12 protein-coding genes are annotated in these 14,396 nt (G+C 45.2%); 4 read left to right on the top strand and 8 right to left on the bottom strand.

The window, feature by feature from the left end:
* Positions 1–45: 45 nt before the first annotated feature.
* The 6 genes from xylB to V7K44_RS29765 all read right to left on the bottom strand — a co-directional run bounded on the left by xylB (position 46) and on the right by V7K44_RS29765 (position 7,693).
* Positions 46–1,512, bottom strand: coding sequence for a xylulokinase (xylB, locus tag V7K44_RS29790; protein ID WP_334937172.1), 1,467 nt, complete (start codon positions 1,510–1,512; stop codon positions 46–48).
* A 112-nt stretch (positions 1,513–1,624) separates the two neighbouring features.
* Positions 1,625–3,130, bottom strand: coding sequence for a mannitol dehydrogenase family protein (locus tag V7K44_RS29785; RefSeq protein ID WP_334937170.1), 1,506 nt, complete (start codon positions 3,128–3,130; stop codon positions 1,625–1,627).
* A complete protein-coding gene (locus tag V7K44_RS29780) occupies positions 3,087–4,244 on the bottom strand; it encodes an ABC transporter ATP-binding protein (RefSeq protein WP_334937167.1) in 1,158 nt (385 codons plus the stop codon). The genes V7K44_RS29785 and V7K44_RS29780 overlap by 44 nt, the downstream gene beginning before the upstream one ends.
* A 204-nt stretch (positions 4,245–4,448) precedes the next feature.
* On the bottom strand, positions 4,449–5,270 hold the full coding sequence (locus V7K44_RS29775) for a carbohydrate ABC transporter permease (RefSeq protein ID WP_334937165.1): 822 nt from the start codon (positions 5,268–5,270) through the stop codon (positions 4,449–4,451).
* A 1-nt stretch (position 5,271) separates the two neighbouring features.
* Positions 5,272–6,195, bottom strand: coding sequence for a carbohydrate ABC transporter permease (locus tag V7K44_RS29770; protein ID WP_334937163.1), 924 nt, complete (start codon positions 6,193–6,195; stop codon positions 5,272–5,274).
* Positions 6,196–6,346: 151 nt separating this feature from the next.
* Positions 6,347–7,693, bottom strand: coding sequence for an ABC transporter substrate-binding protein (locus V7K44_RS29765; protein ID WP_334937161.1), 1,347 nt, complete (start codon positions 7,691–7,693; stop codon positions 6,347–6,349).
* A gap of 148 nt (positions 7,694–7,841) precedes the next feature.
* Here V7K44_RS29765 and V7K44_RS29760 point away from each other — a divergent pair, with 148 nt between their 5' ends.
* Positions 7,842–8,642, top strand: a complete 801-nt coding sequence (locus V7K44_RS29760) for an SDR family NAD(P)-dependent oxidoreductase (protein ID WP_334937159.1) — start codon at positions 7,842–7,844, stop codon at positions 8,640–8,642.
* Between the two features lie 102 nt (positions 8,643–8,744).
* A complete protein-coding gene (locus V7K44_RS29755; RefSeq protein WP_334937157.1) occupies positions 8,745–9,737 on the top strand; it encodes a sugar-binding transcriptional regulator in 993 nt (330 codons plus the stop codon).
* Between the two features lie 79 nt (positions 9,738–9,816).
* Here the strand turns inward: V7K44_RS29755 and V7K44_RS29750 are convergent, their stop codons facing one another.
* Both V7K44_RS29750 and V7K44_RS29745 read right to left on the bottom strand, forming a co-directional pair.
* Positions 9,817–10,566: an SDR family NAD(P)-dependent oxidoreductase gene (locus V7K44_RS29750; protein ID WP_334700088.1), complete on the bottom strand. Its 750-nt coding sequence runs from the start codon at positions 10,564–10,566 to the stop codon at positions 9,817–9,819.
* Between the two features lie 44 nt (positions 10,567–10,610).
* Positions 10,611–12,083 (bottom strand): DHA2 family efflux MFS transporter permease subunit, encoded by a 1,473-nt coding sequence (locus tag V7K44_RS29745; protein ID WP_334937154.1) that lies wholly within the window; start codon positions 12,081–12,083, stop codon positions 10,611–10,613.
* Positions 12,084–12,573: 490 nt separating this feature from the next.
* On the opposite strand from V7K44_RS29745, the gene V7K44_RS29740 reads away from it, so the two are divergent.
* A complete protein-coding gene (locus V7K44_RS29740) occupies positions 12,574–13,023 on the top strand; it encodes a hypothetical protein (protein WP_334937152.1) in 450 nt (149 codons plus the stop codon).
* Between the two features lie 305 nt (positions 13,024–13,328).
* Positions 13,329–14,357, top strand: coding sequence for an Npun_R2821/Npun_R2822 family protein (locus V7K44_RS29735; protein WP_334937150.1), 1,029 nt, complete (start codon positions 13,329–13,331; stop codon positions 14,355–14,357).
* Positions 14,358–14,396 lie beyond the last annotated feature (39 nt).

Below are 14,396 nucleotides of genomic sequence, written 5' to 3'. Positions count from 1 at the left end.
TGTAAATCTTCAGTAATTCAGGGTAACTTTAAGATAATTGAATTCTCAACGAACAGCTTTCAAAGTATCGTAAAGTAGCTTGTAGCGCTTAAACCCTGCTTCATACAAAGGATTTGGTTGCGGCTGTACTACATTAGTATCTTGCGATAAAATCTTGAGTGCAGCTGCTAAATTGGGGTAAACACCAATCCCCACCATTGCCAAAATAGCTGCTCCGTAAGCAGCTCCTTCTTCGGCTTTGGGAGCAACGAGTTTTGTTTGCAAAACATCTGCCAAAATTTGTAACCAGATGTGAGAACGTGCGCCTCCACCCGTTGCTAAGAGTTGATCGAGGGGAGCGATCGCACTAATTACCTCCAACGCCTCCCGCAAGCTAAATGCAACGCCTTCCAGCACAGCACGAATTATATCTGCTTGTGTATGAGCTAATGACAAATTAACGAAAGCACCACGAGTATCTGGATCGAGGTAGGGACTGCGTTCTCCGGCGAGATGGGGTAGAAATAGAACACCACGCGCACCAGGCTGCGATCGCTCTGCCATATCCATCAAATCGGTGTAGGATATATGCGGTGCAAATGTATCTCGATACCAACGCAGAGAACCACCAGCCGCCAGCGTCACTCCCAGCAGATGATAGCCACCATCGACGTGACAGAATAAATGTACCCGACCTTCGGGATCGGGAATTGGGCGATCGCACGGTGCAAAGATCACTCCCGATGTGCCAATACTCAAACTACCCCGGCTCAGGTTGCTTGATGAGATGCCCAAACCGATGGCGGCGGCGGCATTATCACCTCCACCTGCGATTACAGGTAAACCCACAGGTAAACCCACACGAGCGGCCATTTCTGATTTTAATCGTCCAGCGATCGCGGTAGATTCGATGACTGGAGGAAACAACGCTGGATTAATATCAAGAGTATGGAGAATATCTTTATCCCATTGCCGATTCGCCAGATTCAGACAGCCGACACCAGAGGCATCAGATGGTTCCGTTACTGCTTCACCCGTTAGCACATATCCCAGATAATCTTTTGGCAAAAGAATCTGCCACAACCGAGTGTATGCTTGTGGTTCTTCAGTCCGCAACCATAAGAGCTTCGCCAGTTGAAACCCTGTGATTGCTGGATTTCCAGTGCGCTGGATCAACTCCTGCCGGGGAATAGCGGCTTCAATTTCAGCAACAGCTTTACCAGTGCGCTGATCATTCCATAAAATTGCCGGTCTAATCGCTTTGCCCTCCACGTCGAGAGGAACCATACCATGCATTTGTCCAGACAAACCAAGGGCGATTGCTTGGTGTCCGTTTAGCTGTTGAGTGACATCGAAGAGAGCATCCAAACTGGCTTCCACCCAATCCGATGAGTTTTGTTCCGTCCAGCCGGGTTGTGGAGTTAATAGAGGATAGCTTCTGGTTGACTGAGCGATAATTTGCCCTTGTAGGTTAACTGCGATCGCTCTTACTCCTCCTGTACCCAAGTCTAAGCCAATTACGATGTCAGTCAATTTTCTCTCCTATTTTATAAGCCCTATATTTTCTCTCTGTGTTCTCTGTGGCTCTGCGGCTCGATAAATTAAACCACAGAGGCACAGAGAACACAGAGGTAAGAGATTAAAATTAAAAAGGAATTTTTTTGCAGAATCGAGCTAATGTTTCTTTAGCTCCAAACTCATACAACCTGCGTAAATGGTTCGTAACTGCATCAACAAAAAGCGGTGACTGCGATAAATCGCCAAAAATCTCAGTGAGGTTGAGCAATGGTTTGGCATCGCTGCCACTGGAATGAGCTAGTTGAGTTAGAGTACCTGCTATTGGGTCATCAATGGGAATGGGATTACCTTGGTCATCCTGTCCATTGAGGTAACGGAACCAAGCAGCAACCGTTAGACTCATGTAGTCAATCGCTCCTCCTTGATGCAGCGCGTCACGGACTGAGCCAAGAAGAAATTTTGGCATTTTAGCAGAGCTATTCAGGCAAAGACGCGGGAGTTGATCGCGAATTTTGGGATTGGCAAACCGTTCAATTAAGGTCTTTTTATAATTATCTAAATCAATCCCCGGTACAGGTTGCAGTGTCGGTGTAACTTCTGCCATCAAATTATCGACGGCTTGCCGAATTAATGGATCTGCCATGACTTCATGGACGTATGTATAACCTGCCAAGGAGCCAAGATAGCCAATCAACAAGTGACTGGCGTTGAGCAACCGAATTTTCATCATCTCGTAGGGATGAACATCCTTAGTCATCTGAACGCCAACTGATTCCCAATCGGGTCTACCTGCGCTGAAATTGTCTTCGATTACCCACTGAAGGAAGGGTTCGGCAACAACTGGAAAGGCATCATCGATGTTAAACTGTTCTGCCACCATTTTGATATCTGCTGGGGTTGTGGCGGGGGTAATGCGATCGACCATGCAGTTGGGAAAGGCTACCTGTTCGGCAATCCAACGTCCCAATTCCGGGTTCTGCATTTGGGCAAATGCGGTTAACATTTTGCGGGCAATGTTGCCGTTACCTTGGAGATTGTCGCAGGACAGCACGGTAAATGGTGCTATTCCCTGTTGACGACGGCGATCGAGGGCTGCTGTCAAAAAGCCACATACTCCAATTGGTTCATCGGGATGCTGCAAATCGTACTGAATAGTTGGGTGATTGGCATCGAATTCACCGCTACCTTCAATATAGTAGTAACCTCCTTCGGTAATAGTGAGGGTGACGATGCGGCATTTAGGATCTGCTAAGGTGTCAATTACTGCTTGGCGGTTATCTGGGGCAAACAGATATTTTGTAATCGATCCGATCGCACGAGCGCGATCGCCTTCTGGGGATCTTTCAACTAAGGTATACAAACAATCTTGAGACTTCAGTGCATCCCGCATTCGTTTGTCGAATTCCAGTAGCCCAACCCCGCAGATTCCCCATTCACTTGCGGGATTTTGATGAAAGTAATTATCCAGATATAATGCCTGATGTGCGCGATGGAACCCACCCACACCGATATGGACAATGCCGTTAGTGATTTGATGGCGATCGTAATTGGGTACGCGAACGTTATTTCCTAAACGAGACAGAGATGTTTCATTCAGCTTGATTGCTGAATTTGTGCTGATATTGCTGTTCATGGGATTCATTTTGGGTTAGGTGGTGACGATGAACTTTGGGGATGGCTTCACCGTCGCGATCGAACAAATGGCAAAGCTCACCATTAATGTAAATCGGAACATAATCATGCATTTTGGCTGGATTATCTCCGTCTGTTTGCACAACTATGGTTTCGCCACCCGCAATCTTGATGTAGAGATAGGTTTCTCCGCCTAATCGTTCTACGACTAATACTTCACCATTGACGCTGGGGTTATTTTGATCGAGTCGCAGATGTTCGGGACGAATTCCTAATGTTGCTCTATCCCCAACTGATAGGGTTTTGGGTTTCACCGGAATCATTACGCTTGCATCACCAGGGAGTCTAACTGTTGCCCCAGAGTCATTGACGGCTGAAACTGTCACTGAGATAAAGTTCATTTTCGGCGAACCAATAAATCCGGCGACGAATAGATTGCGGGGATGGTGGTAAAGTTCCAGGGGAGAACCCATTTGTTCTATAATTCCACCCTGCAACACCACAATTTTGTCGGCAAGAGTCATTGCCTCAACTTGATCGTGGGTGACGTAAATCATCGTGGCTTGCAGACTGTCGTGTAAACTGGCAAGCTCGATCCGCATCTGCACCCGCAAAGAAGCATCCAGGTTGGACAGTGGCTCATCAAACAAAAATACTTTGGGATTACGCACCAAAGCACGACCGATCGCTACCCTTTGGCGTTGTCCTCCTGATAGTTCTTTGGGCTTCCGGTTCAAGAGTGGCTCCAGTTGCAGGATACGAGCGACTTCACGCGCCCTTTCATAACGCTGGGCTTTTTGCATACCCGCAAGCCGGAGGCTAAAGGCCATATTTTCTGCCACTGTCATGTGGGGATATAAGGCGTAGGTTTGAAACACCATTGCTAAACCACGTTTATCGGGTGGCACATCATTGACTTTTTGTCCATCAATGAGTAAATCGCCAGAGGAAATTTCTTCTAGTCCAGCAATCATGCGGAGTAAGGTTGATTTTCCACAACCGGAGGGGCCGACGAAGACAACAAATTCGCGATCGCCCACATCGAGATCAATGCCTTTGATAATCTCTGTATTGTCGTAGGTTTTATGGATATTTCTTAAAGCAACTGTTGACATATAGCGTTTCCATTAATGGGTTTAAGTTTTTCTCTCACGCAAAAAAGAATGCAACATTTAATTAATTCGTAGCAAATTCTCTGCGTACCTTTGCGCTTACCTCTGCGCCCCTACCCTGCGGGAAGGCGAAGCGCCTATGCGTTTAAATTTCAACCCTCAATTCGCCACGATTTTACGCAAAGCGGTAAGAGTGTCTGCCTTCACTCATTTCACAGCACCAAAAGTCAGACCCCGGACTAATTGCCGTTGACTCAGCCAGCCGAAGATGAGGATGGGTGCGATCGCCAATGTTGATGCTGCCGAAAGTTTTGCCCAAAATAATCCTTGAGGGCTGGAAAAGGAAGCAATAAAGGCTGTGAGCGGGGCGGCATCTGCTGTTGTTAAGTTCAAGCTCCAAAATGCTTCGTTCCATGACAAAATAATCGAAAGCAAGGCTGTGGATGCAATTCCGGGTACTGCCAATGGCAACAACACATGAACAAGTTCTTGCTGAGTGGTTGCTCCATCCATGCGATCGGCTTCGAGAATTTCTTTGGGAACTTCTTTGAAGAAGCTGTAAATCATCCAAACGACGATTGGCAAATTAATCAGGGTATAAATGATAATCAAACCGATGTGAGTATCCAGCAACCCGGCGTTGCGACACAAAATGTAAATTGGCACCAGCACACCCACAGGTGGCAGCATTTTAGTGGACAGCATCCAGAGTAAAGTGCCCTTAGTACGTTTGGTTGGGAAAAATGCCATTGCGTAGGCGGCAGGTACGGCAAGTAGCAGCGCGAGTATAGTCGCTCCGAGGGAAATTGCTACGCTGTTAAACGCATAATTGAAATAATTTGCCCGATCTTGGATCGCAATATAGTTCTCAAATGTTGGGCGGAAAAACAACTGTGGGGGAGTTGAAACTGCCGCTACTTCAGTTTTGAAACTGGTGAGAAACATCCAGAAAATTGGGAAAAACAAGATGCAAGCGGCAAGCCACCCGAGCAATGTCCATAGCCAAGTTTTCGAGTTTTTACGTGCCATGTTAGGTATCCAAATTACGAGCAACACTACGCATCAAAAAGATAGCCACGATGTTGGCAAGGATGACGGCAATTAATCCACCGGCTGAAGCACCGCCGACATCGAATTCCAGTAAGGCTTTTAAGAAGATGTAATAGGCAAGGTTAGTGGTTGCAAGTCCTGGACCGCCGCCTGTGGTAACAAAGATTTCCGCAAAGATGGTCAGGAAGAAAATTGTCTCAATCATGGCAACCACTGCAATGGCGCGGCTTAGATGGGGTAGCATGACGAACCGAAATAGAGCGATCGCATTTGCGCCATCCATCCGCGCAGCTTCTAACTGGTCGCGATCGAGTGACTGAATTGCAGTCAATAAAATCAGCAAGGCAAAGGGCAGCCATTCCCAGGAAACAATAATAATGATGGCAAGCAAGGGAACGCTAGCAAACCAATCGATTGCCCCTAAACCCAAACCTCTAGTAATTTGAGCAAACAGCCCATTCACTGGATGCATCAGCATATTTTTCCAGATCAGGGCGCTAACTGTGGGCATAACAAAAAATGGGGAGATTGCTAGTACCCGCGCCACTCCACGACCATAAAAATCTTGGTCAAATAGTACTGCTAGTAATGTACCCAGACCAATTGTGATTGCTAAAACAGAAACAACCAAAACTATTGTGATGGCGATCGATGTCCATAAAGCTGAGTCACTGAGGATGAAAGTGAAATTTTCAATCCCAATGAATTTGCGTGCATCTGGATTCAGCAAGTTATAACGCTGAAAAGAAAACCATATAGTCATCACCAGAGGCACAATCATCCACAGCAGCAAGACGACGACCGAAGGCGCAACCAGAGGTAAGGTTGACACTTGCCGCGTAGTCCGTTGCTTGGTGGGAGGTGGCGTTTCGGATTGAGGTTTTACCGCTAATGAAGAAGACATAATCTAATGGAATTTTAGATTTTGGATTTTGGATTGTGAAAGTTTTGTGAGTGAGATTGGCTCCGAATTTATCTTGACTCTGTGTTCTCTGCGCCTCTGCGGTTAAATTAATTATTTTTTCACCACAGAGACACAGAGAAAAATAAAGATTTCACTCGATATAACCCGTGTGTTTCATGAAACGTTCAGTCGATTTCTGCGATTGCTGCAACGCTTGATCTACCGAAGTTCGATTGGTCAACGCCGCCGCCAAGGTTTGCCCGACAGAAGAACCAATTGCCTGAAATTCTGGAATATCAACGTATTGAACTCCCTTATAAGGAGTTGGTTGTGCGGATGGATGGGTAACATCAGCAGATTGAATTGCTGCCAGTACTATTTCCGCAAAGGGTGCAGCTTTTCGATAGTTGGGATTTTCATAAGTGGAAGTCCGAGTCCCTGGTGGTACAGCAATCCAGCCATTTTCCTTAGCAACCAGTTGAATGTATTCCTTAGATGTTGCCCAAGCAACGAATTTTTGCGCGGCTTCTGGTGATTTTGAGGTTTTTGGAACCGCTAACGCCCAAGCCCAAAGCCAATTTGAACCGTTAGGATATTTTTCAATTGGCGCACGAGCAAAGCCAACTTTGTTATACACTTGAGATTCTTTGGGATTGGATAACAACCCCGCAGCAACGGTTGCATCTACCCACATACCGCATTTACCCGTTGAGAATAATGCCAGATTCTCATTAAATCCATTGGAACTAGCTCCTGGTGGCCCATATTTGTTAAGCAGATCGACATAAAAGGCGATCGCCTCTTTCCAAGCTGGAGTATTGATCGTTGGTTGCCACTTCATATCAAACCACTGTCCACCATAGGTATTAACCAATGTGGAAACAAATGCGACATTTTCACCCCAACCGGGTTTTCCGCGCAAGCAAACTCCATAAACCCCATGCGCTGGGTCGTGGATTTTACTTGCCCATTCTCTCATTTGGGGATAAGTAGGCTGTTGAGGAACCGCAATCCCAGCTTTTTCAAACAAATCTTTGCGGTAGTACAGCATGGAACTTTCCCCATAGAATGGCACGGCATATAGTTTGCCGTTATTGGAAAGTCCTTCTCGTATGGGTTTGAGCAGGTCATTTACGTCATAGTTTGCGCCTAAATCCAAGGGTCTTAACCAATCTCGTCTAGCCCAGATTGGTGTTTCATAGGAACCAATGGTCATGACATCAAACTGCCCGCCTTGGCTTGCAACATCTGTAGTTGTGCGTTGACGCAACACATTTTCTTCCAGCACAACCCACCGCAGTTGAATATCAGGATTAGCTGACTCAAATTTGCGAGAAAGCTCTTGCATCACCACCATGTCGCCATTATTTACAGTGGCGATCGTTACTTTAGTTTTCTGGGTGGCTTGGGAGCGCGGTGAACAAGCATATAGCAGTTGCGCCAGCATCACTCCAGCGAGAAATGCAGCCAGCACTTTAGCGAAGCGGCGAATACGCATCGCATAACTCCTTTAAAGTAAAAAACCGAACGAAATAAATTTTTGATTTTATGCTCAAAGTTTGGGTAAAAGCTCAATAATAGAAATCATACCAATCTCATTGCAATCACAGGTATTCGCAACAATTCTTCAATAAAAGGTTAAAAATATGACGGCTAAAGCAACTTATCAGTTTGCAGGTAAGACGATCTTAATTACTGGCGGTGCAGGAGATATTGGCAAGGCAACTGCACATCGTTTTGCTGCTAATGGCGCAGGAATAGCCCTGCTAGATTTGAATGAACCGAAGATGGCAGATGTGGCTGAGGAACTAAAAGATTACAACGTTCCAGTTAGCACGTTTCGCTGTGATGTTACATCTAGTGATGATGTTGCCAAAGCCTTTACTGACGCTGTAAAGCAGTTTGGGCGGATCGATTATGTATTTAATAATGCAGGTTATCAAGGAGTGTTTGCCAAGACTGACGAATATCCTGAAGACGACTTTCAGAAGGTGATCGACATTAACGTTGTCGGCGTTTTTCACATTCTCAAGGCAGCTGCACAACAATTACGCGATGCTGGTGGAGGCGCGATCGTTAACATGGCGAGTTATGCAGGGGTGGTTGGGCCGCCAAATATGTTGGCTTATGCTGCTTCCAAGTTTGCTGTCATTGGTATTACTCAAACGGCAGCGAAAGACTTGGCTCCTTATGGCATTCGGGTGAATGCACTCTCCCCTGCGTTGATTGGTCCTGGTTTTATGTGGACGCGACAAACCGAATTGCAAGCAGCAGTGGGGTCACAATACTTTGATGCCGATCCCAAAGTAGTTGAGCAACAGATGATCGATTCAGTGCCAATGCGACGTTTAGGAAGCCTGGAAGAGGTGGCGAATGGGGTTGCATTTTTGATGAGCGAAGAGGCAAGCTACATTACTGGGTTTAACTTGGAGGTGACTGGGGGATAATAGAAATTTAAAAATACATTGAGCAAAGATTATCTCTTTGGGCATATACTCTAAATAATGCAATCATACCTTTGATAGATACATAGCTTTTGCAGGTAGTATATGGGACAACCTTTTTTAGAGCGGCGCGATGCCAGCAAGGCTGGCTTGCCCCTTAGGGCGCGCAAATTAGACCTGGCTGCTCATGCTGCTTGGCTCTATTACATCGCCGGCAATACACAAGAAGAAATTGCCGCCAAGCTCAATGTGTCCCGGCAAGCTGCACAACGGCTAGTGGCACTGGCGGTCAGTGAAAAATTGATTAAATTTCGACTCGATCATCCCTTGAGTGAATGCATTGCTCTGGCTGAGTCGTTACGCGATCGCTTTGCTCTGTCACTTTGTGAAGTAGTACCAACTGATGCAGGTAGTGGTGATACATTATACGGAATTGGTGTATGTGCTGCCACGCACCTAGAAGCTTACCTGATGGCTAAAACCCCAACCATACTGGCGTTGTCATCAGGTCGCACATTGCGAACAATGGTGGAGCAGATCCCCTCAATGAACCAACCCCAGCATAAAATTGTTTCAATTATTGGCAATATGTCCCACTCTGGGCGTGCAGGTCGTCACGAAGTGGTCATGCATTTATCCGATCGCGTCGGTTCCCAAGCTTACCCAGTGCCGACTCCGGTTGTCGCGACTAGCATTGAAGAACGAGAACTTTTGCAGACTCAGCGATCGTTTCTCGCCGTCAAAACTCTTGCAGAGCAAGCCAAAGCAACCTTTGTCGGAATTAGTCATATTGCCTGGAATGCCCCATTACATCAAGATGGCTTCATCAATGACGATGAGGTAGCTGAATTGATTGAACTGGGAGCAGTCGGAGAAATTGCAGGTTGGGCTTACAGCGATCGTGGAGTATTACTACAACAGGGGACAAACAGTCGGGTTGCCAGTGTAGCGCTCGAACAACCGGCTCATCGACTCATTATTGGAGTGGCGGGGGGTGTGAAAAAGGCAGAGGCTATTTTGGCTGCTCTGCATGGCAAGTTAATTACAGGACTGATTACCGATGAAGCTGCTGCCCAAATGATTCTTTCTAAGATTTAGTAAATACTTGGAATTTGGTTAAAGATTTTACACTACCTATCTAAAAAAGGGCACGCTCGTTAAGCCTGCCCATTTAGCTTTAATGTTCTTGTCCTGTTGGTCGGATGAGGATTTCGTTGACATTAACACGTGGCGGTTGCGTAAGGGCGTAAACGATCGCAGCCGCAATATCCTCGCTTTGCAGAGGTTGAATTGACTTGCGTCGTTCTTCAATCCGTTGTTTGGCGACGGGATCGGTAATTTGGCTGTCAATTTCCGTATCCACCAACCCAGGTTCAATAATGGTGACGCGGATGTTGTCTTTGTGGACTTCTTGGCGCAATGCTTCCGAGAGAGCATTAACACCCCATTTGGTAGCATTATAAACACCAACTCCCGCCCGCGCTGTCCGGCCAGCCACTGAGGAGATATTGACTATATGCCCGGATTTTTGTGCTTTCAACAGAGGCAAAACAGCATGAGTAGCATATAGCAATCCTAGTACGTTGAGGTCAAACGATCGCCGCCAGTCTGAGCTATTTCCAGCTTCAATAGTTCCCAGTAAGGCAATCCCGGCATTATTCACAAGGATATCAACCCTTCCCAATTCTGCATTTGCCTTTGCCACCAAGTTATTTACCTGTGTTTCATCAGTCACATCGGTGACAATAGGCAATGCCTTGCCACCACTAGCCTCGATGCGTTCTGCTAATGCCTGAATGCGATCGCCACGCCTAGCAGCGAGTACTACTGTTGCCCCAACTGAAGCTAAGGCGATCGCAGTTGCTTCTCCAATTCCCGCTGAAGCCCCAGTGATAATTGCCACTTTTCCTTCTAATTTACCCGTCATTTCTCTAACTCCTTAGTAATTGATTATTGAATATTGAGCATTAATTATTCCTCCCCTGCTCCTCTGCTCCCCTGCCCCCCTGCCTCCCCTCCTCCCTGCCTCTTCCCAATCCTCAAAACAGATGCAACAGCCGCCCCACATAGTATGAGGGCTGCAAAACGAAAAGTTCCTTGGAACCCTGCAACGATCGCATCAGGAGGGGCAACAGAGACATCTGCACCCGCAGACATACTAGCGATTAAGGCTCCAAATACTGCCCCAATTAAAGAAACTCCTACGGTGTTACCTGATGTACGTGACAAAGACAACAGCCCAGAAGCAATTCCTAGCCGCTCTCTCGGTACCGATCCCATAACAGTGCTGTTGTTGGGCGATTGGAATAAACCCAGACCAATGCCGTAAATAAAATAGCGTGATATATAGCCTAGCTCAGTAATTTGAGCGTCAAAGGTGCTAATTCCCAGACAGCCGCCAATCATCAACCCCAGCCCAATCGAACTGATTAGTCGAGCGCCGAAGCGGTCTGAAAGTATTCCAGCTAGGGGGGCAATTAACCCACTAAGTACAGGCGATACGGCTAGTAACAGCCCTACTTTTACTGTCGGATAATGCTTGACGCTCTCTAGAAAGAAAGGGACGATGAGTAGCGAACCGCCAATAACAATGAATGCTAACCAGCCACTTAGCAAACCCATACTCAACTGAAGATTGCGAAACAGCTTTAGTTCTAGTAGTGGTTGCTTTAGGATCGCTTCAACTACTAAAAAAGTCGTGAAACTTACGGCAGCGATCGCTAGTAATATCAATGAGTTAGTACTGCCAAAGCCTTGGCTTTGCCCTAGCGTCATACCCAGCCCAAAACTACCTAGAGTCAATAAAGCCAATATGGCTCCAAAAAAGTCAAATTTCTGTTTGCCCTCAATGCGTGCAGAAGGTGGCACTACACGAGCTATTAAGAAACTAGCGATAATCCCCAAGGGTACATTGATAAAGAATATGCTATGCCAGCCTGACCAGCTTAAAAGCAGTCCGCCAGCAGAGGGGCCAAAAGCAATTCCCAGAGACACTACACTACCGATGATGCTAACAGCCCGGCCTCGTTCGGAAGAGGGAAAAACTTCTGTGATAATTGCTAAACCAAGCCCAGAAATGAACACAGCGCCTAGTCCTTGAAGTGCCCGAAAGGCAATCAACCACTCGATACTAGGTGCAAAACCACATAATAGAGAACTGAAAGTGAATAGAACAAGTCCCCCTTGGTATAAGGACTTCTTACCCCACATATCCCCTAAGCGGGTTGCGCCCAAAACTAAACCGGAACTGACTAACTGGTAACTCAATACAGCCCATTGGGTGGTAGGAAAGCTAGTGCCAAAGGCTTGCACCAATGTGGGCAAAGCAACATTGATGATGCCCACATCCAGGGTAGACATGAATACCCCAAGTCCAACACCGAGTAAGACCCAATTTTTTTGAGAACCTGATAAAGCCAGAGGTTCTGCTTGGAATTGTGCCAACGTTTAGCCTCCGCCTTTAATTTTACGGTTGTGAATAGTTTGCATACGTACATTTATTGTAGGGTGCTATTCTGGCTACCAAATTAAGAAAACTAAATTCCCTAACATTGACGATTTTGTTGAATGCGATGCCTGCGGCGGGCGTAGCCATCGCAGCAGACACTTCCTTGAGAAATGCTCTGGATAAATTGAAAAATTCCGGTTTCTGTCAGGTATCTACTTCTCAATTGGCAAGGCTGGCTTTTCCACTTGTCATATATTTGGTAGAGTACTTAAGTACTCTTAACTTTGCACTCCTTCGGCTATATTAACAATAACGATCAAAAAATACGGTAATTCGATTGAGTTACTGTACTTTAGACTAGTTAGCAAACTTATCATAAACAACTCTCTAAAGCAAGCTCTAGAGACAATGGGCAATAGGAAAGGGGAAATGTCAATTATTAAAGTCACATCTGCAACTGCAAATAACTACCTTTTTGTCTAAGCAATGACTCAAAAAACTGCCCTATCTCGATTTGCCTTAGGATTTATTGCAGGATTTGTGTCTGTTTTGCTATTTCATCAAGGTGTATTGGCGCTGCTATATGCAGTAAATTTTACACCTCACGCCCCCTATTCAATTGCACCGACACAACCATTGGGAATCCCGCAAATTTGGTCAAATGCTTTCTGGGGAGGGATTTGGGGACTGATTTGGGTAGTAATTGCACCTCGTTTTGGACATGATAAAAACTATTGGTTAGCAGCCTTAGTATTTGGTGCAATTGTTCCAACGCTAGTGGCTTGGTTTGTGGTTGCACCGCTCAAGGGTCAACCCATTGCTGGCGGCTGGAAACTTGTGGGAATAGTGACAGGTTTATTGGTTAATGGTGCTTGGGGTGTGGGAACCGCCGCGTTGCTGAGATTATTCTCTAGGAGGCAATTATTTAACAGCTAGAGTTTGAGGAATTTCTAAGTAGGTGGGTAATGTTAGTATCATTCAAACTAACCAAAATAGCTTCCTCTTTGAACCCTCAGCATAAAGCTAAAAACGTGTATATTATTATTTGAGAATAATAGATCAAAAAATAGCGATCGCATTATTCACGTTATACCAATTCTGTATAAAGATGTGTAGAAATAACCCCACTACCTGCGGCGCTTCCCGCAAGTTCGGGGAGGTTGGGAGGGTTCAAAATGATATGCAGCTTCACAGAGAATTGGCTTTACTCAGTAAATCAAAGATAAAAATAATTTATTACAATGGATAATTTTGGGATTTACACACTTGCTAATGACGTGGTATTTGACCAACTAGTAGCTTTGCTAAACAGCATTGAGGTGAATGTTAGTCCAGATATTCCGATTTGTATTATTCCTTATGATGACCGCTTAAAACGAGTTAAGCAGGAGATACATTCTCGACCGAATGTCACCCTCTTTGACGATAAAAGTTCGATCAAAAAATGGGAGGATTTTGCCATTCAAGTTTGGAATGCTTATCCAAGAGATGGCCGAAAAAATAAACCTTCTATCGAATGGAATAAAAAAAATAATTTAATCCGAAAAATGTGTGCTTTTGATGGGGAGTTTGAAAGATTTGTATTTTATGATGCTGATAGTTTAGCAATGAATAAGTTGGACAAGGTTTTAGAAAAACTAGACCAATACGATTTTGTGTTTGATGACTGGGAACACACAAAACAAACTTCAGTTGCAGCTTTCGACTTGCCGAAGTTAGAACAAAAAATGTCTTTGCCTGAATCTGAAATCAGACGAGAAATTCACTGTTCTAGTTTTTTTGGTTCAAAAAAGGGTATTTTAGGCGTTGAAGAATTAAAAATACTCAAAAAGCAATTGATAGAAGATAAAGAAGTCGAATTGATTAACGAAATCGCTTGGTGGTGTGACGCAGATTTATTTAGTTACATGACTTTTAGAATAGCTCGACCACTATTTAACTTTACACTCAGTCCCAATGGTGAAGATAGAACTGGTAACTGTGCTAATGCAAATCCCTTTGTGAATATTGATAATGTTCTTTACAACCAACAGGGATTAAAACCAATTCATCGCCTTCACTATATGGGCTATTCTGCTATTGGATTTACCCGCTTGTGTAAAGGTGAAGATGTTGATATACGTTACAAAAATGAATTTTTGCACTATCGCTTTCTGAAGCAACCAGAGCAAAAACCGAAGCAATTAAAGCCACCCACCATAGCGGCTAGAAGCAATCGATTTATCAAAAAACTTTGGAATAAAATTAATCAAACTATTTCTTACACTTAGCTTTTGCCCAGCCTTGCTCATTATGCGTTTAGCTTGTGA

Source organism: Nostoc sp. (genome assembly GCF_036917235.1).
GTDB lineage: Bacteria > Cyanobacteriota > Cyanobacteriia > Cyanobacteriales > Nostocaceae > Nostoc.
Note: the sequence above shows the minus strand (reverse complement) of the source record. Positions and strands in the feature narration are given on the sequence as shown.

Coding starts and splice junctions, on each gene's coding strand:
- V7K44_RS29775 (WP_334937165.1), bottom strand. CDS start 5,270: ATGGCACGTAAAAACTCGAAAACTTGGCTATGGACATTGCTCGGGTGG.
- V7K44_RS29735 (WP_334937150.1), top strand. CDS start 13,329: ATGGATAATTTTGGGATTTACACACTTGCTAATGACGTGGTATTTGAC.
- V7K44_RS29785 (WP_334937170.1), bottom strand. CDS start 3,130: ATGAACAGCAATATCAGCACAAATTCAGCAATCAAGCTGAATGAAACA.
- V7K44_RS29740 (WP_334937152.1), top strand. CDS start 12,574: ATGACTCAAAAAACTGCCCTATCTCGATTTGCCTTAGGATTTATTGCA.
- V7K44_RS29760 (WP_334937159.1), top strand. CDS start 7,842: ATGACGGCTAAAGCAACTTATCAGTTTGCAGGTAAGACGATCTTAATT.
- V7K44_RS29780 (WP_334937167.1), bottom strand. CDS start 4,244: ATGTCAACAGTTGCTTTAAGAAATATCCATAAAACCTACGACAATACA.
- V7K44_RS29750 (WP_334700088.1), bottom strand. CDS start 10,566: ATGACGGGTAAATTAGAAGGAAAAGTGGCAATTATCACTGGGGCTTCA.
- V7K44_RS29755 (WP_334937157.1), top strand. CDS start 8,745: ATGGGACAACCTTTTTTAGAGCGGCGCGATGCCAGCAAGGCTGGCTTG.
- V7K44_RS29770 (WP_334937163.1), bottom strand. CDS start 6,195: ATGTCTTCTTCATTAGCGGTAAAACCTCAATCCGAAACGCCACCTCCC.
- V7K44_RS29765 (WP_334937161.1), bottom strand. CDS start 7,693: ATGCGTATTCGCCGCTTCGCTAAAGTGCTGGCTGCATTTCTCGCTGGA.